A 17,316-nucleotide genomic window follows, 5' to 3' on the forward strand; every position below is an offset into this window, starting at 1 on the left:
ACTGACTTGCCGCCGCCGCCCCCGCGCAGCCAGAATCCCAGGCACCACGCCCACCGATGCGCCATGCCCTTTCCTGCCCAGCACGCAGCGCACGCCTTGCCGATGCTCCTCAATGCGACCGACGGCAGCATCCAGCTCGGCAACCTGCCTACGCTGATCGGCCCCTCCCTGTCACGGGACGAGGCGCGTGTCGCCTTTGCCACACTTGTGCGGGACGAGCGCGATGTCGGAACCGGCTATCGCTGGCTCAGCCTGCACCGGCTCAGCCTGGGCGGCGCGCCCGCCGACATCAGCCTGTGTTTCCACGGGCAGCAGCTCGACATGGTGACAATGGGCGTCGACCTGCCCGGCGCAACACTGCAGGACGGCTGGCCGACCCAGACCGCGATCGACGCCGAAGTCGCGTTCATGAAGCGCACGCTGGGCGCGGCGCTGGGCCGCAAGCTGGCCGGTGGCCACGCCCGGTTCGACTGGGGCGAAGCCTGGGCCCGTTTCGATCCGAAGGGGTTCATGGCCAGCAGCGGTATCCGCTACGTTCCACGCTCATGACCCTGCTCAGGTACGGGTGATCGACACGCCGCCTTCCACGCGCATCGCGGTACCGGTAACGAAACTGCTCTCATCACTGGCCAGGAACAACGCCGCGTTGGCGATCTCCTCCGGCTCGGCCATCCGCTTCAGCGCGTGAAGCGAACGCACGAAATCACGCGCATCCCCGGTCGGCGCGGCCCGCCGCCCCATCTCGGTATCGGTGCCACCGGGCAGCAGTACGTTGCTGCGCACACCGCGCGCGCCATACTCCGCTGCGATCACCTGGCTCAGGCCGATCAGCCCGGCCTTGCTCGACGCATAGGCGGCCATGCCGGGGAAGCCCACGGTATGGCCGACGAACGTGCCGACGAACACCAGCGAACCACCACCGCGCGCCAGCAGTGCCGGCAACTGTGCGCGCGCGGCATGGAAGGCGGCATCCAGATTGGTGGCCATCACCTCGCGCCAGGCGTCCACGGGGAACTCCGCTGCCGGCACACCGGGGCCGAGCATGCCGGCATTGTTGAGGGCAATGTCCAGGCCACCGAACGACTGCCGGGCCAGATCCACCAGTGCCTGCGCCGTGTCGGGATCGGCGACGTCGGCGGCATGCACCACCACCTCGCCCCCGGCAGCGCGGATCTGCCCGGCCAGTTCCTGCAGCGGCTGCAGCCGTCGTGCGTTGAGCACCAGCTTTGCGCCTTCAGCGGCAAAGCGCAGCGCACTGGCGCGACCGATGCCGGCACTGGCTCCGGTGATGAGGGCGATCTTGTCGTTCAGGCGCATGTGTGTGTTCCGGGCGGTGAAGTGGCCGTCACCATGCAGTGCCGCGGCCGTACCGACACTCCGTTTCCAGGCCTCGCTGGCAAGTGCAGGAAACGGAGTTTCCCTGCCTTCGCTGCGTGCCAGAATCCGGCCATGGACAGCACCGCCACCACCGCCCTCGACGCCCGCGTCGAACGCATCTGCCGCTACCTGCAGGACAGCCTCGACGAACCCTCGCTGCAGGAGCTGGCCATGATCGCCGGCTGCAGCCCGAGCCGCCTGCACCGCCTGTTCAAGGAGGCCACCGGGCTGACGCCGAAGCAGTACGCTGCGGCCCTGCGTGCCGATCGCCTGCGCACCGGGCTGCAACAGCAGGAACGCATCACCGATGCCTTCCACGATGCCGGCTTCGGCTCCAGCGGGCGTTTCTACGAAAACGCACCGAAGCTGCTGGGCATGACCCCGAAGCAATGGCGCGCCGGTGGCCGTGGCGAGGTGATCCACTTCGCACTCGCCGAAAGTTCGTTGGGCAGCGTGCTGGTGGCCAGCAGTGCCACCGGCGTGGTCGCGATCCTGCTCGGTGACGATCCGGAGACGCTGCTGCAGTCACTGCAGCAACGTTTCCGCCACGCCGAGCTGGTCGGCGCCGACAGCGGTTATGAACAACTGGTGGCACAGGTGGTAGGTCTGGTCGAGGATCCGACGCGGGGCGCCACGCTGCCGCTGGATATCCGCGGCACCGCCTTCCAGCAGCGTGTGTGGCAGGCGTTGCAGCAGATCCCACGTGGCCAGACCGCCTCGTATGCCGACATCGCCGCGCGCATCGGCGCGCCGCGATCAAGCCGCGCGGTGGCTCGCGCCTGCGCCAGCAATCCGCTGGCGGTGGCCGTCCCTTGCCACCGCGTCGTACGTCGCGACGGCGACCTGTCGGGCTACGCCTGGGGCGTGGCCCGCAAGCGCGAACTGCTGCGCCGGGAAAAGGCCACCGCCAGGTGATGCAACCGGATTGGCACACGCTGCGGTAGCGCCGGGCCATGCCCGGCGGACACTCAATCCAGCTTCACCACCAGCTTGCCGAAGTTGTGCCCCTTCAGCAGCCCGAAGAACGCCTCCGGTGCGTTCTCCAGGCCTTCCACCAGATCCTCGCGGTACTGGATCCGGCCTTCGCGCAGCCACTGCGGCATCTCGCGCTCGAAGTCCGGCCACAGATGGTTGAAGTCGTGCACGATGAAACCGCGCACGGTCAGGCGCTGGCGCAGGATCTGGCTGAACAGTGCCGGCAGCCGGTCCGGCCCGGGCTGTTCAACGCCGCGCTCGTTGTAGGTGGCGATGGTGCCGCACACCGGAATGCGGGCGAAGTCGTTGAGCAGCGGCAGCACTGCATCCAGCACGTGGCCGCCCACGTTCTCGAAATACACGTCGATACCCGCAGGCACCGCCGCGCGCAGCTGTTCGGCAAAGCCGGCCGCACGATGATCCAGCGCCACGTCCACGCCCAGCGTCTGCAGGTAGGCACGCTTGGCTTCGCCACCAGCGATGGCGACCACACGCGCCTCCTGCAGCTTCGCCAGCTGCGCGACAGTGGCACCCACCGGACCGGTCGCGGCGGCGACCACCAGCGTCTCGCCAGGCTTCAGGCGGGCAATCTCACGCAGGCTGGAATAGGCGGTGAAGCCGGGCATGCCATACACCCCCAGTGCCGTACTCAACGGCAGCCCGGCCGGATCCAGCCGGCGCCCCAGTGCCTTGGCCGGCAGCACCGCGTGGGTCTGCCAGCCACCCGGCGCCAGCACCAGCTCACCTGCAGCCACGCCCTCGGCATTGGACTGCAGCACCTCGGCCACGGTCTGGCCTTCCATCACCGCGCCCACCGCCACCGGCGCGGCGTACGACGGGCCCTCGTCCATGCGGCCACGCATATACGGGTCCAGCGACAGGTAGCGGTTGCGCAGCAGCACCTCGCCATCGGCCAGTGCCGGCAACGCTGCCTGTTCCAAGCGGAAGTTCGCTGCACTCGGCGCCCCCTGCGGACGCGACGCCAGCACGATGCGGGAGGTGGTCGAGGAATCGGACATGGCCAGGTCTCTGCTGTTGCCAGCATCAGGAAAGGACTGCCGACACTACGCCGCGGCGATCCCCGATGGCAGCCACGAAAACAGCGTTCCATTGCCCGGACCCGCGCGGGGCCGGCGCATTCCTTGCCCTTGCAGCTTTGGCGATTGCAGCGAGCTGCTGATTTCCACCGCACACGATGATCGATTGGCCACGCCCCGCCCCACAACGGAGGATCAAGCACTTGCGAGCGCGCAGACGGCAATGTGAAGAATTCTTGGCAAAACGCTTGCCGAAGACTGCCGACCTCCGTAATATACGCCTCCTTGGCAGCGACCTCGCTGCTATGAAACATGTGGCCGAGTAGCTCAGTTGGTAGAGCAGGGGATTGAAAATCCCCGTGTCGGCGGTTCGATTCCGTCTTCGGCCACCACTTTCGAAGGCCTGCAGAAATGCGGGTCTTTTTTTTCCGGAAACCGGGTTTGATCACGGTTACCGCACAATTTGGCCGAGTAGCTCAGTTGGTAGAGCAGGGGATTGAAAATCCCCGTGTCGGCGGTTCGATTCCGTCTTCGGCCACCATCTTCAGAGACCTGCAGAAATGCAGGTCTTTTTTTTGCCTGCGGCCAGTTGACGAAACATTTACACCGGCACCCGCCGCGGCACCTACGCTGCAGATTCCTGCTGGAGCCTGCCGATGCATCTGCGCCCCACCCTGCTCGCCTGCCTGCTGCTGGTCACCTCGCCGGCGATCGCCGCCGAGCCGGTGCGCGCGGTCGACAGCCTGGACATCGATCGCTACGCCGGCCAGTGGCATGAAATCGCACACCTGCCGGTATCGTTCCAGAAGCGCTGCGTGGGCGAGATCACCGCCAATTACGCGTTGCGCCGTGATGGCCGCATCACCGTCAGCAACGCCTGCCGTGCCGATGATGGCGAACGCCTGGTGGCCGAAGGCGTCGCCCGCCCGGTGGCCGGCCATCCCGGCCAGTTGCAGGTGCGCTTCGTTCCGGACTGGCTGAGCTGGGTGCCGCTGGTCTGGGCCGACTACTGGGTGCTGGCGCTGGACCCGGACTACCAGTGGGCGCTGGTTGGTGAACCGGGCCGGAAATACCTGTGGATTCTCTCGCGCCTGCCGGAAATGGATCGCACGCGGTTCGAACAGTTGAAAGAAAAAGCCGAAGCCATGGGCTACGACCTGGGCCCGCTGCGCGTGATGGCCCCGCTTCGCGAAACCCCCGGCGATTGAACCGCAACGCGATCCGCGCGCAGCACGCGCCCGGTCCGGCACCGCGCACGCCCAGCCGCCATCTTCACGCGCTACCCTCTGCGACGGGTTGCCCCAGGCGATCCAAACAACCATACGCCGTAGTATGCTTATTCCAACGCACCGCCTCCAGAGGACCTGCGCCCATGCTCCCCCGTTTCCGTATCGCCTTGATCGTCCTGAGCACCTTCGCCCTTGCCGCCTGTGGCAACGGCATCGTCAAGCGTGTTTCGGAACCGGCGGCCAGCCTGCAGCAGCTGACCGTGCGCGCCGACGGCAACTGGACCGTGGCCCTGCGCCTGCAGAACTTCAGCTCGATGCCGATGACCTTCGACGATGTCTCGCTGGCGCTGACCGTCGGCGACAGCGAAGCCGGCACCCTGCAGGCCAAGCCGGGCATTTCCATCGGCGGCACCTCGGCCGATGTCATCAACGTCGACCTGGTACCCAGTTCGGCCGCACGCCTGGTGGTGGCCGATGCGCTGGCCGGCAACCGCACCCTCGCCTATGGCCTGAAGGGATCGGTTGCGGCCACGCCGCAGGAAAAGAAGCAGCGCAGCTTCGATATCAGCAGCCGCAGCACCCTCAACCAGGCCCCGGGCCTGCCGGGCGTGCTGCGCTGAGTCTCCCCTACCGCCGCAGCATCGCCTGCCGCGCCCCTTTTTCCTGATCGAGACGTCACCGATGAGCAGCTACACCGCCCCGCTTTCCGACCTCCGTTTCGCCCTGCACGACGTGCTCAAGGTCGAGCCCCTGTTCGCCCGCCTGGGCTTCACCGACGCCACCGCCGACGTGGTCGATGCCGTGCTGGAAGAAGCCGGCCGCTTCAGCGCCACCGTGCTGGCCCCGCTCAACAGCGTCGGCGACGAGATCGGCTGCGTGCTCGACCAGGCCACCGGTGAAGTGACCACTCCGCCCGGCTTCAAGCAGGCCTACGACCAGTTCGTCGATGGCGGCTGGACCGGCCTGACCGCTTCGCCGGAACTGGGCGGCCAGGGCCTGCCGCACACCCTGGGCGTGCCGCTCAACGAAATGATCAACGCCGCCAACCTGGCGTGGGGCAACTTCCCGCTGCTCTCGCACGGCGCCATCGAAGCCCTGAAGCAGCACGGTGAAGCCTGGCAGCACGAGGCCTTCCTCAAGCCGCTGATCGAGGGCCGCTGGACCGGCACCATGTGCCTGACCGAACCGCACTGCGGCACCGACCTGGGCCTGCTGAAGACCAAGGCCGAACCGAATGCCGATGGCAGCTATTCGATCACCGGCACCAAGATCTTCATCACCGCCGGCGAGCATGACCTGACCGGTAACATCGTGCACCTGGTGCTGGCCAAGCTGCCCGACGCTCCCCCGGGTGCCAAGGGCATCTCGCTGTTCGTCACCCCCAAGTTCAAGGTCGACCGCGACGGCAACGTCGGCGAGCGCAACGCACTGCGCTGCGGCTCGATCGAGCACAAGATGGGCATCAAGGGCTCGGTCACCTGCGTGATGAACTTCGATGGCGCACAGGGCTACCTGGTCGGCCAGCCGCACAAGGGCCTGCAGGCGATGTTCACCATGATGAACACCGCACGCCTGGGTGTCGGCCTGCAGGGTATCGGCCTGTCCGAGCGCGCCTACCAGAACGCGCTGAAGTACAGCCGTGAGCGCCTGCAGTCGCGCGCCCTCAGCGGCGCCAGGTTCCCTGACAAGCCGGCTGACCCGATCCTGGTCCACCCGGACGTGCGCCGCATGCTGCTGACGGTGAAGTCGCTGGTCGAAGGCAGCCGCCTGCTGGCCCTGCACGCCGCCACCCTGATCGACGTTGCCCACCATGCCGAGGACGCCGCCGAGCGCGAGCGCGCCGACACCCTGGTGAGTTTCCTCACACCCATCTCGAAGGCCTGCCAGACCGAATGGGGCATCGAGAACACCTACAACGCCCTGCAGTGCTTCGGTGGCCACGGCTACATCCGCGAACACGGCATGGAACAGCTGGCGCGCGATGCCCGCATCACCACCCTGTATGAAGGCACCACCGGCATCCAGGCGCTGGACCTGATCGGCCGCAAGACCGCCTCCAGCCAGGGGGCCGGCCTGAAGCTGATGCTGGCCGAGATCGAAGCCTTCGCCAGGGAACACGAGGGCAACGAGGCACTGGCCGAGTTCATCGGCCCGCTGCGCGCCAAGGCCGCCGAATGGGGCAAGCTGACCCTGGACGTGCTGCAGCGCGCAGCCGCCAACCCCGACGAACTGGGCGCGGCCAGCTACGACTACCTGTTCTATTCGGGTTACGTGGTGCTGGCCTACTGGTGGGCCCGCAGCGTGGCCGCCGCCGATGCCAGCGCGCACGGCGCCGCCTTCGCCCAGGGCAAGCGCGAGACCGCGCGGTTCTACTTCGCCCGCGTGCTGCCGCGCACGCTCAGCCACGCCGCCGCCATCCAGGCCGGCGCCGCCCCGCTGATGGCGATGGACGACGAGCGCTTCGGCGCCTGAGCCGGGCTGCCGCCCGACACCCGCGGTAGTGCCGGCCGCAGGCCGGCAACCTCAACAGCAACAACTGGTTCCCGGTGGATGGCGGGGCGGTGTGGGTTGGCAGGACACGCCGTAAACCCATCCTTGGGGGCTCGATGGCGCCATGCATGGCGCCAACGGTCCTGCCAACCCACACCGCCCCGCCTCTGACAGTCCCCCGCGATCTGCCGTAGATCCACGCCACGCGGGGATGAGAACCACCGGAATCCATCTGGAGAAAAGCCCCCTTTGTTAAGGGGGGGCGCACAGACAGGCGCGGGGGATAGGAGGAATGCGCGGACCTGAATGTTGACGATTTGCGTATCGCCCGTTGGCGATACACAAATCGTCAACATTCAGGTATAAGCTGTTCTCCCGATGGAGACAGACACTACACGCTTGGGTCTGATCGAAGCCGGAGCTCCGTTTTCTGCTCCGGGCGCCGAAGCATCGCCCAACGCCACGACGCTGCATCGCCCCGGTTCGGTCCGGCTGCTCTCGCTGGATGCCCACGGACGCGTACTGGACTGGATCACCTGGCAGGATGCGGCGTGCCTCTACGCCCGCGAAGCCGTCGCCTGGACACTCGGCGATCCCTGCCTGCACATCCACGGCGGCACCAACCGCTTCAGCGGTCTGCAGAGCGGGATGGACCTGCACCCGATCATCGCCGCGCGCGGCCACGCCCGCTCCCGCGCGATCGACCCGACGCCGAACCTGACCAACCCGGCCCTGTTCGCCCGCGACGCCCACATGTGCATGTACTGCGGCCAGCAGTTCAACCGTCCCACGCTCACCCGCGACCACGTCATGCCGCTGTCCAAGGGTGGCCTGGACTGCTGGGAAAACGTGGTCACCGCCTGCTTCCACTGCAACTCGCGCAAGAGCGACCGCACCCCGCAGCAGGCCGGAATGCCCCTGCTGGCGGTGCCCTACCGGCCCAGCTGGATCGAGCATCTGATCCTGTCCAACCGCAACATCCTGGCCGACCAGATGGCCTTCCTGAAGGCGCAATTGCCGAAGCGTTCAAAACTGAGCACCTGAATCGCCGAAAATGCAACCCTCACCGTCCTGTCACGGGCGGCGGCGTTTGCTTGCCCCACCCCCGTTTGAGGGCGAAAATGGGCATTCAGAACAAGTGCGAACATGATGATCGACTCTGCCCGCTATCCCCGCCTCGCGCGCATCCAGACACCGGATGACCTGCGCACGTTCGACGAATCCGAAATGAGGGCGGTCGCCGACGAACTGCGCGCCTACCTCATCGAATCGGTGGGCAAGAGCGGCGGCCACTTCGCTGCCGGCCTGGGCGTGATCGAACTCACCGTGGCCCTGCACTACCTGTACCAGACCCCGCATGACCAGCTGGTCTGGGATGTCGGCCACCAGACCTACCCGCACAAGATCCTCACCGGTCGCCGCGACGAGATCCACACCGTCAAGCAGAAGGACGGCGTGGCGCCGTTCCCGAAGCGCGAGGAAAGCGAGTACGACACCTTCGGCGTCGGCCACTCCTCCACCTCGATCTCGGCTGCGCTGGGCATGGCCATCGCACGCCAGTCCGAAGGCGACGACCGCAAGATCGTGGCGGTGATCGGTGACGGCGCGATGACCGCCGGCATGGCCTTCGAGGCGCTGATGCACGCCGGCGGCATGGACCCGGAACCGAACCTGCTGGTGATCCTCAACGACAACAACATGTCGATCTCCGAGGCGGTCGGCGGCCTGACCAAGATGCTCGGCCGCGCCACCGGCAGCCGCACGCTCAATGCGCTGCGCGAAGGCGGCAAAAAGATCCTCGGCGACAAGAAGAACAATCCGGCACGCTTCGTGAAGCGCTGGGAAGAGCACTGGAAGGGCATGTTCGTGCCGTCCACGATGTTCGAGGAAATGGGCTTCCACTACACCGGCCCGATCGACGGCCACGACATGCCGGCGCTGCTGTGCACCCTGAAGACGCTGCGCGCCTCCAAGGGCCCGAAGCTGCTGCACGTGATGACCACCAAGGGCAAGGGCTACGAGCCAGCCGAAGGCGACCAGATCGGTTACCACGCGGTGGGCCCATTCGACCCGGACAAGGGCCTGGTGGCCAAGGCCGGCGCCAAGAAGCCCACCTACACCGACGTGTTCAGCGACTGGCTGTGCGATGCCGCCGCCGCCGAGCCGCGCCTGTACGGCATCACCCCGGCGATGCGCGAAGGCTCCGGCCTGGTGCGTTTCAGCAAGGAATACCCGCAGCGCTACTTCGACGTGGCGATTGCCGAACAGCACGCGGTCACCCTCGCCGCCGGCATGGCGACCCAGGGTGGCAAGCCGGTGGTGGCGATCTATTCCACCTTCCTGCAGCGCGCGTACGACCAGCTGGTGCATGACGTGGCGATCCAGGACCTGGACGTGCTGTTTGCGATCGACCGCGCCGGCGTGGTCGGCCCGGACGGTGCGACCCACGCCGGTAACCTCGACCTGAGCTTCCTGCGCTGCGTCCCGAACATGGTGGTGATGGCGCCGTCCAATGAGGCCGAGTGCCGGCAGATGCTCAGCACCGGCCTGCAGCATCCGGGCCCGGCCGCCGTGCGCTACCCGCGCGGCAGTGGCACCGGCGTGGACGCCGGCAGCGACCTGTCCACCCTGCCGATCGGCAAGGGCGAGCTGCGCCTGCAGGGCAGCCGCGTTGCCCTGCTCGCCTTCGGCAGTACCGTCAGTGCCGCCGAACAGGTCGGCCGCGACCTGGGCCTGAGCGTGGTCAACATGCGTTTCATCAAGCCACTGGATCGCGAACTGGTACTGGCCATCGCCGCCCAGCACGAAGGCCTGGTGACGATCGAAGACAACGTGGTGGCCGGTGGCGCCGGTTCCGGTGTTGGTGAACTGCTCAATGCCGAAGGCGTGCTGCGCCCGATCCTGCACCTGGGCCTGCCCGACAGCTACCAGCACCACGCCAGCCGCGAGGACCTGCTGGCCGAAGCCGGCATCGACGCCGCGGGCATCCGTGCAGCGGTGCTCAAGCGCTGGCCGCAGCTGGCCGCAGGCACCCCACCGCTGAGCGCCGCGAGCTGAGGCCGATCACTACCCCGAGGATCCACGCATGGCGTGGATCTACTGCGGAACAAGGGTCGATCCACGCCACGCGTGGATAGTGGGCTCCGGAAACAGGATCCGACCGGGAGCCCCAGCCCTCAGCCGTAGCTGACCGCCTCCACGAAGGCACCACTGGCCTCCACGCGCACGGCAGCGCGCTGCCCGGTATCGACAAAATGCAATCGCGCCAGCGTTTCAGCGAAATCGAAGGCGCGGGCACCGTCGCGGAAATCGATCGGCTCCGGCCGGTCCGGATGCAGCACGCGCCATTGGCGCTGTTCGCATTGCAGGCGGATCAACATGCGGCTCACTCCTTGAGACGGCGTATCGACGGTGGGCGGGATTCACGTGCCGGATACGGCACCAACTGTCGCAACAGATCAGGAGCACACGGTGGTGTCCCCGATCGCAGAAGATACGGCGTTCAAAATGTGAGCTGTATCAGATTTTTCTGATTTTCGAGGACTGCGCTCAGTTCACCTGGAACTGCGCACGGCAGCCATCGCTGACCCAGATGCCACGACGGTCCCAGCCCCACGTCTGCCCCTCGATGCAGGCACTGCGTGAATCCTGGCGAACCAGGCGCACGCCACGGCGGATGCGGGCGTCGCAGTATTCCTGGCGGTGGCCATTGGAATGGCAGGTGATCACCTCACCACCGCCCCAGCCATTGCCGTTGCCCCAGCCGCCACCATTGCCCCAGCCGCCGCCACGACGGTATTCACCCACGAACTCGGCACGGCACCCCTGGGTTACCCAGACGCCGTAACGGGACTGGCCCCAGGTCTCACCTTCCACGCAGGGCGAACCGGACAGCTGGCGGATCATCCGCGCCCTCCCCTCCAGGCGGCACTCGGTGCTGCGGTTCTTGATCGATTCGCAGCGTACGATGCCGCTGCCTTCACGGCCGCCATAGCGGTCATCGTCATAGCCGTAACCGTAGCTCTGTGCCTGAGCGCCGGCGGCGGCTGCCAGCATTGGCAGCAGGGTGCAGGCCGCAGTGCGCCAGGTGAGTGCCTTGCCCATCGAGATCTCCAGATGAATACGATGGCGCAAGCATCCGGGATTCGTGGCGCGGCGCACAGGGGGTCATCTCACCACGGTTTTTCCCCATTCAAACAACTCAACCGCGGCTGACTGCGCCGCTGAGAGGCTTCAGCTGCCGACGTGCAGCGCATCCACCGAGCTGCCCAGCGCCTCGACCCGCACCGTGCTGTGCTGGCCGGTACGACGGTGATGCTCCAGGGCAAGTGCTGCGGCGGCATCGAACGCATCGGCGCCCCGCGCATAGCTGCTGGCCTCACCGGCGCGCGGATCCAGCACGGACCAGTGCCGTGTATTGCATTGAACAGTGATGACCATGGAAAGCTCCTGCAGGACGGGAAGATGTACCGGCAGCGGCCCCCTCCTGCAGCCGGTACATCATCAGGCTAGCGAGCGCCTGCGCTGGGGCCTATCAGACTTGTACGAAAATGCCGCGCCGTTGGGTCGGATTGCCAGGCCCTCACAACCCTGAGCCGGTTTAACGAATTTATTTTCGTGATCCTTGTCACGGAGTCAGCGGAGCTTCACACTATCGTCACCAACAGGGGCCCCTTCCACATGCGCACCTTCTTCTCACAGCAGCGCGGTACGCTGCTGAAGTTCTATTTCGTGGCCAGCTACCTTGTGCTGATCGAGGAACTGATCCGCGCTGCCGTGCATTGAGTGCTTGATGCCGGATTGAGCACGGCGGACACTGTTGCTTTAGGCACGGAGCCCGCCCGATGAAAGCGCTTTTTCTGATTCCAGCCCTGCTGGTCCTGGTCGCCTGCGCGAGCCAGGATCAGGCAGCCGCCCGCGCCGATGCCGCAGCCGCCTCGCCTGCCACGCCGGTCGTCGGCGGTGATCGCGATGCCCATGGCTGCATCGGTTCGGCCGGCTACCAGTGGTGCGAACACAGTCAACGCTGCGAACGCCCGTGGGAACTGGCGAAGGCACGGGGCCTGCCCAACACCGCCGAAGCCATCGACAACTACTGCGCGAAGCCGGTCAGCCCGGCCAGCAAGTGATCGGCGCGCGTCATGGCTGAGTTGAGCCCGCTGCCCACCCTCGCCCCCGGCCGCTACCGCCACTTCAAGGGGGGCGAGTACGAAGTGATCGACATCGTGCGCAGCAGTGAAACCCTGCAGCCGATGGTGCTCTATCGCGCCCTCTATGGCGAAGGCGGCCTCTGGGTCCGTCCGTATCCCATGTTCGTCGAACAGGTTCCAGGCGAACACGGCCCGCAACCGCGTTTCGCCCGTATCGGCGATTGAGTCCAGGCTGCCGGCCTCGTGCCGGCAGCGGCAGCGGCAGCGGCAGCGAAGCGCGAGGCCTGCGCTACAATCGTACCGTCCAGTCGGTTTCTTCCTGCCATGTCCGAATCCCCCTCCCGCTCGCGCCGCAAGGCGCCCGACCGCGTGCGCCACTCGCTGCTGCAGGCCACCATCGAAGTGATCGGCCAACACGGCCTGGCCGCGTTGACCGTACAGGACGTCGCGCAGGTGGCCGGGGTCAGCAAGGGCGCGCTGTTCCATCACTTCAGCAGCAAGCAGGCCCTGGTCGACGAGGCCATCGGCGCACTGATCGGCGAGTTCGAAGCGCGGGTCCGCGCACTGCTGCTGGAGAATCCGCCCGGACACGGCAGTTTCAGCCGGGCCTACGTGCAGGCCAACTTCGAACACCTGCTGCAGCAGGAACAGGAGAACGACATCGGCCTGACCCTGGGCAACCTGATGGAACCAGGCCTGCTTGCGCACTGGCGCAACTGGAAGCGCGCGATGCTGGCCGAATTCCCCGACGAAGCCGGCGATCCGCGGTTGTACGCCGCGCGTTGCGCCGCCGATGGCTACTGGGCCACCGCCTACGGGCGCCCGCTGGACGAAGTCGAGCGCCTCAATGCGGTGGCCATGGCCGAGCAGGCGCTGAAGCTGTGCGATCCGCAGTGAACCGGAGTCGATGATGAACCCCTACGCCTATCTCGCTGCCGCCATCGTGCTGGAAGTGATCGCCACCTCCCTGCTGAAGGCATCGGACGGCATGAGCCGGCTGGCCCCGACGCTGGGCGCCCTGGTCGGTTACGGGCTGTGCTTCTACCTGCTGTCGATGACCATGAAGTCTGTGCCGACCGGCATCGCCTATGCGATCTGGTCCGGCGTCGGCATCGTGCTGATCTCGTTGATCGGGCTGGTGGTGTTCAAGCAGCGCCTGGATGGGCCAGCGCTGATCGGGATCGGCCTGATCTGCGCCGGCGTGCTGGTGATCAACCTGTTCTCGCGCAGCAGCGCCCACTAAGCACGCTGCTGCGCGATCAACGCTAGCTGACCTTCTTCGCTACCGTCATGCCGAGCAGGAACAGCACCACGGCAATGATGATGCCGGCCCAGAACAGGAACTTGGCGATGCCGACTGCGGCACCGGCAATGCCACCGAAGCCGAGCACGCCTGCGATGACGCCGATGATGGCGAAGATGATGGCCCACTTGATCATGTCGATCCTTTCCCCGCAGGGATTCCAAACTGGAGGATCAACTTAGGCTGCGGCCGATGCCGCAGTCGTGAACAGGCCGCGTGCACGGCGTGAATCAGCGCGGGCGGAAACGCAGCAGCGCCACCGCGAAGGCCAGGAACACGCTTCCCACCAGGCGCTCGAACCAGCGCCGCGCGAACGGCTTGGCCAGCCAGCGACGCAGGCCGTGGCCGCCCGCCGCATACATCACGTACCAGAACAGTTCGCAGGCCGCAAAGGTCGCGACAAGCACGCTGTACTGCAGCGCCTGGCCACGCGCGGGATCGACGAACTGCGGCAGGAACGCGGCGGCAAACAGCAACAGCTTGGGATTGCTCAGGCCGACCAGCAGGCCGCCACGGAACACCGTCCAGGCCCCGAGCACCGGCGCCATCGGCAGTGCGGCATCCACCGTCACCGGTGGCGCGGGACGGCAGCTGTCGCGCCATGCCTTCAGGCCCAGCCAGGCCAGGTAGGCCACACCCAGATAGCGCAGCACTTCGAACAGCATCGGCGAGGAATGCAGCAGCGCGCTCAGACCCGCAGCGGACGCGGCCAGCACCAGCAGCATCGCCAGCAGGCATCCCGCCATCGCCGGAACGCTGCCGCGGAAGCCCAGCCCGACGCTGCGCCCCAGGATGTGCAGCATGTTCGGCCCCGGCGTGCCGCACAGGACAAAGACCGTGGCCAGGAACCACCACCAGGTATGCAGGGCCATCGACATCCACCTCGGAAGACCGCACCAGCATAGGCCGTAGGCACGCCGCGCGGCACATACAGCACGGCATGGATGTGGAGGTTGCAGATGGCACGCACCGCACGCCCGTGCCCATCTGTGCTGCAATGGCCGCCTCTTCCCTGGAGCAGCGCATGAAGACTCTTGGCCTGATCGGCGGCATGAGTTGGGAAAGTTCGGCGCAGTACTACCGGCTCATCAACGAGGAGGTGCGGCGGCGCCTCGGTGGCGCGCACTCCGCGCAGCTGCTGCTGTGGTCGGTGGATTTCGCCGGCATCAAGCAACTGCAGCACGACGGCGACTGGGACACCTTGGGCGATCACATGGTCGATGGCGCACGGCGCCTGCAGGCAGGTGGCGCCGACCTGCTGCTGATCTGCACCAACACCATGCACAAACTGACCGATCGTATCGAGACGGCCTGTGCACCGCCGCTGCTGCACATCGCCGATCCGACCGCGACCGCGATCCTGCAGGCAGGTGCCCGCAAGGTGGGCCTGCTCGGTACCGCCTTCACCATGGAGCAAGACTTCTATCGAGGCCGCCTGCAGGAACGCTTCGGCCTGGAGGTACTGGTGCCCGATGCCGATGACCGCCGCAACGTGCACGACATCATCTACCAGGAGCTGATTGCCGGCGTAATCAGCGCGCGCGCGCGGCAGGTCTACGCCGGCGTGATCGCGCGCCTGGTCGAGCGCGGTGCTGAAGCGATCATCCTGGGCTGTACCGAGATCATGCTGCTGGTACGGCCGGAAGACAGCGCAGTACCGCTGTTCGACACGACCACCCTGCATGCGCTGGCTGCGGTGGATGCGGCACTCGGCTGACGCGACGCGGAATCAGTCTGCGCCGCGGATTTCCAGCGCGGTGATCAGCCAGTCGACCACGGCCTGCGAATCGCACAGGAAGAACACGCCATCTCCCGTGCGTGCTTCGGTCAGCAGGCGATAGACGGTGATCGCCACCGCCGACTGGTTGGCAATGAATACTTCCGGGCTGCGCGGCCCCTCGCTGTGCCCGGCCACGGTCTGCAACGCCTTGCGCGCAGCCACCGTGGCGGCCGGGTCCGCGCTGCGGGTCAACTCCGGCCCGCGCAGCCCCCAGGCAACAAACACATGCTTGCCCTTGAACGTGGTGTCCAGGACCTGCACCTCGGCGGCGCCTGTGCCCGCCGAGCGATGAATGACGATACTGCTGATCAACGCAACCCCCTGTGGTCGTCGTGGTCCGCGCATCGTCCTCCACAGGCCTGCCGCGCGCCAGTGACGGCCGCCACGGACCGCGCCGACAGGCGTGGAAGACATGTAAGGAGGTGTAACCCGATGCGATCGGATGTGCAGCGATGATACGGGATGTAAGCCTCTGCATGGACCCGCGCGCACTACTAAATCCCCACTGAGCCACGTCGGGAACGAAGCGTTCCAATGGTCCCGGGCTGGGTCATTCTTGCCGCCCGCTCCCTCAACGAGGCCTCCATGACCCATCGCCTGCTGCCGCCCATTGGCGGCATCTCCTTCGCCATGCTGCTTGCTGCCACCACCGTGGCCGCCCAGGATTACGACGCAGCGCACATCCCCGCACTTCGCTGCGAATCGCAGTTCAACAAGACCGAGCAATGCCCGATCGAGGGTCCGATGCGCCTGGCCAGGCAGTTGTCGGTCACCCGCTGCGTGGAGAACCAGAACTGGGGCCAGAGCCGTCGCATGCTGTGGGTGACCGATGGCTGCCGTGCCGAGTTCGTCGCCGACGAGGACGGCCGCTGGCCGGGACGTGGCCGTGGTCGTGGCCGGGATCGCGACGACGAGGGCGAACGCCTGGTCTGCGAATCCTACGAAAAGAAGGACAAGGAATGCCGCATCCGCGTGCGACATGAGGTGCGCATGGTCAAGCAGAAATCGGTGACGGCCTGCATCGAGGACCGCAACTGGGGCTGGGACCGCCGCGGCGTCTGGGTCAGCGACGGCTGCAGGGCCGAGTTCCGCGTGTATTGAATGCCGGCCACGCGCTGGCTGCAGCGTGTGGGCGTGCGTGCGCGGCAGAGCCGATAGACTATGGCCTGCATGGCAGGGAGTGCGACATGGAACGATGGTATCTGGCGACGCTGCTGGCGTTGATCCTGCATCAGATCGACGCTGCATTCTGGCAGGAATGGGCAATGTTCCATGTGCCCGGTGGCATTCAGGGCTTCCTGCTGTTCAACCTGTTCGCGGTCGGCCTCGTGCTCCGGGGCTATCGCCAGACCCTGCTGGGCACATCGACGGCGCGCGGCTATGCGCTGGTTTGTGGCGCGCTCGGCATTGGCACGGCGCTGATCCATCGGGCCTTTGCCCTGCTCGGTCGCAATGAATTCCACCTGCCGCTGTCGATCGCCGTCCTGCTCGCCTGCTTTGTGTCGGGCGGCGGCCTGATACTGCAGCTGCGCCCGCGATGACCCCGGCGCCCTCTTCCCCGCACCTGCGCGACGGCATTCCGCGGGACGATGATGCCTTGATCGCTCGACAGCGTGGCAGCCTCTGATCCACGGCGAATCATGCAGATTGGCGACCGGCGGGCACGCGGCGGCGTGCAGGTCGCCAAGCAGAACGGCAAGGCCGCCGGCTACCTGGTCATCCATCACCACTTCTTCGGCGCAGCCTTCATCGAAATGCTGAGGGTGGCGGAAGACTGATCAGCAACTGCAGAACGCACAAAAAAGCCCACGCATTGCTGCGCAGGCCTCTTGATTCATCACAGTGGTCGGGACGGCCGGATTCGAACCGACGACCCTCTGCCCCCCAGGCAGATGCGCTACCAGGCTGCGCTACGCCCCGACTGATGCTGCGATGTGCCCGCCAGTGCGGCGGGCCGTGAAGTATAGCGGATTAT

At 66.5% G+C, this 17,316-nt stretch carries 22 protein-coding genes, 3 tRNA genes and 1 pseudogene; 17 read left to right on the forward strand and 9 right to left on the reverse strand.

From position 1 onward, the window contains the following. The first annotated feature begins 63 nt into the window (after nt 1-63). Nucleotides 64-549, forward strand: a complete 486-nt coding sequence (locus QP512_RS13865) for a hypothetical protein (RefSeq protein WP_286069180.1) — start codon at nt 64-66, stop codon at nt 547-549. Between the two features lie 6 nt (nt 550-555). On the opposite strand, the gene QP512_RS13870 is transcribed toward QP512_RS13865, so the two are convergent. Beyond that, a complete protein-coding gene (locus QP512_RS13870; protein WP_286069182.1) occupies nt 556-1,317 on the reverse strand; it encodes an SDR family oxidoreductase in 762 nt (253 codons plus the stop codon). 132 nt (nt 1,318-1,449) lie between these two features. On the opposite strand from QP512_RS13870, the gene QP512_RS13875 reads away from it, so the two are divergent. Further along, complete coding sequence (locus QP512_RS13875) at nt 1,450-2,292, forward strand: methylated-DNA--[protein]-cysteine S-methyltransferase (protein WP_286069183.1); 843 nt, start codon at nt 1,450-1,452, stop codon at nt 2,290-2,292. 53 nt (nt 2,293-2,345) lie between these two features. Here the strand turns inward: QP512_RS13875 and QP512_RS13880 are convergent, their stop codons facing one another. Further along, nucleotides 2,346-3,371: an NADP-dependent oxidoreductase gene (locus QP512_RS13880; RefSeq protein WP_286069184.1), complete on the reverse strand. Its 1,026-nt coding sequence runs from the start codon at nt 3,369-3,371 to the stop codon at nt 2,346-2,348. Between the two features lie 334 nt (nt 3,372-3,705). On the opposite strand from QP512_RS13880, the gene QP512_RS13885 reads away from it, so the two are divergent. From QP512_RS13885 to dxs, 7 genes are all read left to right on the forward strand, one after another. Beyond that, a tRNA-Phe gene (locus QP512_RS13885) sits at nt 3,706-3,781 on the forward strand. Between the two features lie 73 nt (nt 3,782-3,854). Continuing rightward, nucleotides 3,855-3,930 (forward strand) — tRNA-Phe (locus QP512_RS13890). Between the two features lie 115 nt (nt 3,931-4,045). Continuing rightward, entirely contained in the window at nt 4,046-4,597 is a 552-nt protein-coding gene (locus tag QP512_RS13895) for a lipocalin family protein (protein ID WP_286069185.1), read from the forward strand. A gap of 164 nt (nt 4,598-4,761) precedes the next feature. Continuing rightward, on the forward strand, nt 4,762-5,238 hold the full coding sequence (locus QP512_RS13900) for an LEA type 2 family protein (RefSeq protein WP_286069186.1): 477 nt from the start codon (nt 4,762-4,764) through the stop codon (nt 5,236-5,238). 61 nt (nt 5,239-5,299) lie between these two features. Continuing rightward, nucleotides 5,300-7,090 (forward strand): acyl-CoA dehydrogenase C-terminal domain-containing protein, encoded by a 1,791-nt coding sequence (locus QP512_RS13905; RefSeq protein WP_286069187.1) that lies wholly within the window; start codon nt 5,300-5,302, stop codon nt 7,088-7,090. Between the two features lie 396 nt (nt 7,091-7,486). Continuing rightward, the gene (locus QP512_RS13910; protein ID WP_286069188.1) at nt 7,487-8,152 is read left to right on the forward strand and encodes an HNH endonuclease; all 666 of its coding nucleotides are present in this window, start codon (nt 7,487-7,489) and stop codon (nt 8,150-8,152) included. A 105-nt stretch (nt 8,153-8,257) separates the two neighbouring features. Continuing rightward, nucleotides 8,258-10,165 (forward strand): 1-deoxy-D-xylulose-5-phosphate synthase, encoded by a 1,908-nt coding sequence (gene dxs, locus QP512_RS13915; protein WP_286069190.1) that lies wholly within the window; start codon nt 8,258-8,260, stop codon nt 10,163-10,165. Nucleotides 10,166-10,284: 119 nt separating this feature from the next. Here dxs and QP512_RS13920 read toward each other — a convergent pair whose 3' ends face one another. The 3 genes from QP512_RS13920 to QP512_RS13930 all read right to left on the reverse strand — a co-directional run bounded on the left by QP512_RS13920 (nt 10,285) and on the right by QP512_RS13930 (nt 11,548). Further along, on the reverse strand, nt 10,285-10,488 hold the full coding sequence (locus tag QP512_RS13920; protein WP_005410416.1) for a hypothetical protein: 204 nt from the start codon (nt 10,486-10,488) through the stop codon (nt 10,285-10,287). Between the two features lie 169 nt (nt 10,489-10,657). Continuing rightward, complete coding sequence (locus QP512_RS13925; RefSeq protein WP_286072052.1) at nt 10,658-11,212, reverse strand: DUF3011 domain-containing protein; 555 nt, start codon at nt 11,210-11,212, stop codon at nt 10,658-10,660. A gap of 129 nt (nt 11,213-11,341) precedes the next feature. Then, entirely contained in the window at nt 11,342-11,548 is a 207-nt protein-coding gene (locus tag QP512_RS13930; RefSeq protein ID WP_286069192.1) for a hypothetical protein, read from the reverse strand. A 404-nt stretch (nt 11,549-11,952) separates the two neighbouring features. Here QP512_RS13930 and QP512_RS13935 point away from each other — a divergent pair, with 404 nt between their 5' ends. The 4 genes from QP512_RS13935 (at nt 11,953) to QP512_RS13950 (ending at nt 13,501) form a co-directional block, all read left to right on the forward strand. After that, nucleotides 11,953-12,237: a hypothetical protein gene (locus tag QP512_RS13935; RefSeq protein WP_286069193.1), complete on the forward strand. Its 285-nt coding sequence runs from the start codon at nt 11,953-11,955 to the stop codon at nt 12,235-12,237. A 12-nt stretch (nt 12,238-12,249) separates the two neighbouring features. Further along, on the forward strand, nt 12,250-12,483 hold the full coding sequence (locus tag QP512_RS13940) for a DUF1653 domain-containing protein (RefSeq protein WP_286069194.1): 234 nt from the start codon (nt 12,250-12,252) through the stop codon (nt 12,481-12,483). A 99-nt stretch (nt 12,484-12,582) separates the two neighbouring features. Next, nucleotides 12,583-13,155, forward strand: a complete 573-nt coding sequence (locus QP512_RS13945; RefSeq protein WP_286069195.1) for a TetR/AcrR family transcriptional regulator — start codon at nt 12,583-12,585, stop codon at nt 13,153-13,155. A 13-nt stretch (nt 13,156-13,168) separates the two neighbouring features. After that, nucleotides 13,169-13,501 (forward strand): SMR family transporter, encoded by a 333-nt coding sequence (locus tag QP512_RS13950; RefSeq protein WP_286069197.1) that lies wholly within the window; start codon nt 13,169-13,171, stop codon nt 13,499-13,501. Between the two features lie 22 nt (nt 13,502-13,523). On the opposite strand, the gene QP512_RS13955 is transcribed toward QP512_RS13950, so the two are convergent. Both QP512_RS13955 and QP512_RS13960 read right to left on the reverse strand, forming a co-directional pair. Further along, on the reverse strand, nt 13,524-13,697 hold the full coding sequence (locus tag QP512_RS13955; protein ID WP_006380555.1) for a DUF1328 domain-containing protein: 174 nt from the start codon (nt 13,695-13,697) through the stop codon (nt 13,524-13,526). Nucleotides 13,698-13,791: 94 nt separating this feature from the next. Next, nucleotides 13,792-14,433: a LysE family translocator gene (locus tag QP512_RS13960; RefSeq protein WP_286069199.1), complete on the reverse strand. Its 642-nt coding sequence runs from the start codon at nt 14,431-14,433 to the stop codon at nt 13,792-13,794. A gap of 152 nt (nt 14,434-14,585) precedes the next feature. On the opposite strand from QP512_RS13960, the gene QP512_RS13965 reads away from it, so the two are divergent. After that, nucleotides 14,586-15,278 (forward strand): aspartate/glutamate racemase family protein, encoded by a 693-nt coding sequence (locus QP512_RS13965; protein ID WP_286069201.1) that lies wholly within the window; start codon nt 14,586-14,588, stop codon nt 15,276-15,278. A 12-nt stretch (nt 15,279-15,290) separates the two neighbouring features. On the opposite strand, the gene QP512_RS13970 is transcribed toward QP512_RS13965, so the two are convergent. Further along, nucleotides 15,291-15,686 (reverse strand): hypothetical protein, encoded by a 396-nt coding sequence (locus QP512_RS13970; RefSeq protein ID WP_343229508.1) that lies wholly within the window; start codon nt 15,684-15,686, stop codon nt 15,291-15,293. 240 nt (nt 15,687-15,926) lie between these two features. Between QP512_RS13970 and QP512_RS13975 the strand changes: the two genes are divergently transcribed. The 3 genes and pseudogenes from QP512_RS13975 to QP512_RS13985 all read left to right on the forward strand — a co-directional run. Next, complete coding sequence (locus tag QP512_RS13975) at nt 15,927-16,442, forward strand: DUF3011 domain-containing protein (protein ID WP_286069204.1); 516 nt, start codon at nt 15,927-15,929, stop codon at nt 16,440-16,442. 86 nt (nt 16,443-16,528) lie between these two features. Then, nucleotides 16,529-16,882 carry a DUF6713 family protein gene (locus QP512_RS13980; protein ID WP_286069206.1) on the forward strand — a complete coding sequence of 118 codons (354 nt, stop codon included), beginning with the start codon at nt 16,529-16,531 and terminating at the stop codon, nt 16,880-16,882. Beyond that, a pseudogene (locus tag QP512_RS13985) lies at nt 16,879-17,110 on the forward strand (GNAT family N-acetyltransferase); the annotation flags it as partial. The gene QP512_RS13980 and the pseudogene QP512_RS13985, both read left to right, overlap by 4 nt. A 74-nt stretch (nt 17,111-17,184) precedes the next feature. Here the strand turns inward: QP512_RS13985 and QP512_RS13990 are convergent. Then, nucleotides 17,185-17,261: transfer RNA gene (locus QP512_RS13990), tRNA-Pro, on the reverse strand. Nucleotides 17,262-17,316: the final 55 nt, after the last annotated feature.

It is taken from the genome of Stenotrophomonas sp. 57, assembly GCF_030291075.1.
GTDB lineage: Bacteria > Pseudomonadota > Gammaproteobacteria > Xanthomonadales > Xanthomonadaceae > Stenotrophomonas.

What these genes read in the sequence shown, in the direction of transcription:
- QP512_RS13865 (WP_286069180.1), top strand. Translation starts at nt 64, where the DNA reads ATGCCCTTTCCTGCCCAGCACGCAGCGCACGCCTTGCCGATGCTCCTC.
- QP512_RS13870 (WP_286069182.1), bottom strand. Translation starts at nt 1,317, where the DNA reads ATGCGCCTGAACGACAAGATCGCCCTCATCACCGGAGCCAGTGCCGGC.
- QP512_RS13875 (WP_286069183.1), top strand. Translation starts at nt 1,450, where the DNA reads ATGGACAGCACCGCCACCACCGCCCTCGACGCCCGCGTCGAACGCATC.
- QP512_RS13880 (WP_286069184.1), bottom strand. Translation starts at nt 3,371, where the DNA reads ATGTCCGATTCCTCGACCACCTCCCGCATCGTGCTGGCGTCGCGTCCG.
- QP512_RS13895 (WP_286069185.1), top strand. Translation starts at nt 4,046, where the DNA reads ATGCATCTGCGCCCCACCCTGCTCGCCTGCCTGCTGCTGGTCACCTCG.
- QP512_RS13900 (WP_286069186.1), top strand. Translation starts at nt 4,762, where the DNA reads ATGCTCCCCCGTTTCCGTATCGCCTTGATCGTCCTGAGCACCTTCGCC.
- QP512_RS13905 (WP_286069187.1), top strand. Translation starts at nt 5,300, where the DNA reads ATGAGCAGCTACACCGCCCCGCTTTCCGACCTCCGTTTCGCCCTGCAC.
- QP512_RS13910 (WP_286069188.1), top strand. Translation starts at nt 7,487, where the DNA reads ATGGAGACAGACACTACACGCTTGGGTCTGATCGAAGCCGGAGCTCCG.
- dxs (WP_286069190.1), top strand. Translation starts at nt 8,258, where the DNA reads ATGATCGACTCTGCCCGCTATCCCCGCCTCGCGCGCATCCAGACACCG.
- QP512_RS13920 (WP_005410416.1), bottom strand. Translation starts at nt 10,488, where the DNA reads ATGTTGATCCGCCTGCAATGCGAACAGCGCCAATGGCGCGTGCTGCAT.
- QP512_RS13925 (WP_286072052.1), bottom strand. Translation starts at nt 11,212, where the DNA reads ATGGGCAAGGCACTCACCTGGCGCACTGCGGCCTGCACCCTGCTGCCA.
- QP512_RS13930 (WP_286069192.1), bottom strand. Translation starts at nt 11,548, where the DNA reads ATGGTCATCACTGTTCAATGCAATACACGGCACTGGTCCGTGCTGGAT.
- QP512_RS13935 (WP_286069193.1), top strand. Translation starts at nt 11,953, where the DNA reads ATGAAAGCGCTTTTTCTGATTCCAGCCCTGCTGGTCCTGGTCGCCTGC.
- QP512_RS13940 (WP_286069194.1), top strand. Translation starts at nt 12,250, where the DNA reads ATGGCTGAGTTGAGCCCGCTGCCCACCCTCGCCCCCGGCCGCTACCGC.
- QP512_RS13945 (WP_286069195.1), top strand. Translation starts at nt 12,583, where the DNA reads ATGTCCGAATCCCCCTCCCGCTCGCGCCGCAAGGCGCCCGACCGCGTG.
- QP512_RS13950 (WP_286069197.1), top strand. Translation starts at nt 13,169, where the DNA reads ATGAACCCCTACGCCTATCTCGCTGCCGCCATCGTGCTGGAAGTGATC.
- QP512_RS13955 (WP_006380555.1), bottom strand. Translation starts at nt 13,697, where the DNA reads ATGATCAAGTGGGCCATCATCTTCGCCATCATCGGCGTCATCGCAGGC.
- QP512_RS13960 (WP_286069199.1), bottom strand. Translation starts at nt 14,433, where the DNA reads ATGGCCCTGCATACCTGGTGGTGGTTCCTGGCCACGGTCTTTGTCCTG.
- QP512_RS13965 (WP_286069201.1), top strand. Translation starts at nt 14,586, where the DNA reads ATGAAGACTCTTGGCCTGATCGGCGGCATGAGTTGGGAAAGTTCGGCG.
- QP512_RS13970 (WP_343229508.1), bottom strand. Translation starts at nt 15,686, where the DNA reads ATGCGCGGACCACGACGACCACAGGGGGTTGCGTTGATCAGCAGTATC.
- QP512_RS13975 (WP_286069204.1), top strand. Translation starts at nt 15,927, where the DNA reads ATGACCCATCGCCTGCTGCCGCCCATTGGCGGCATCTCCTTCGCCATG.
- QP512_RS13980 (WP_286069206.1), top strand. Translation starts at nt 16,529, where the DNA reads ATGGAACGATGGTATCTGGCGACGCTGCTGGCGTTGATCCTGCATCAG.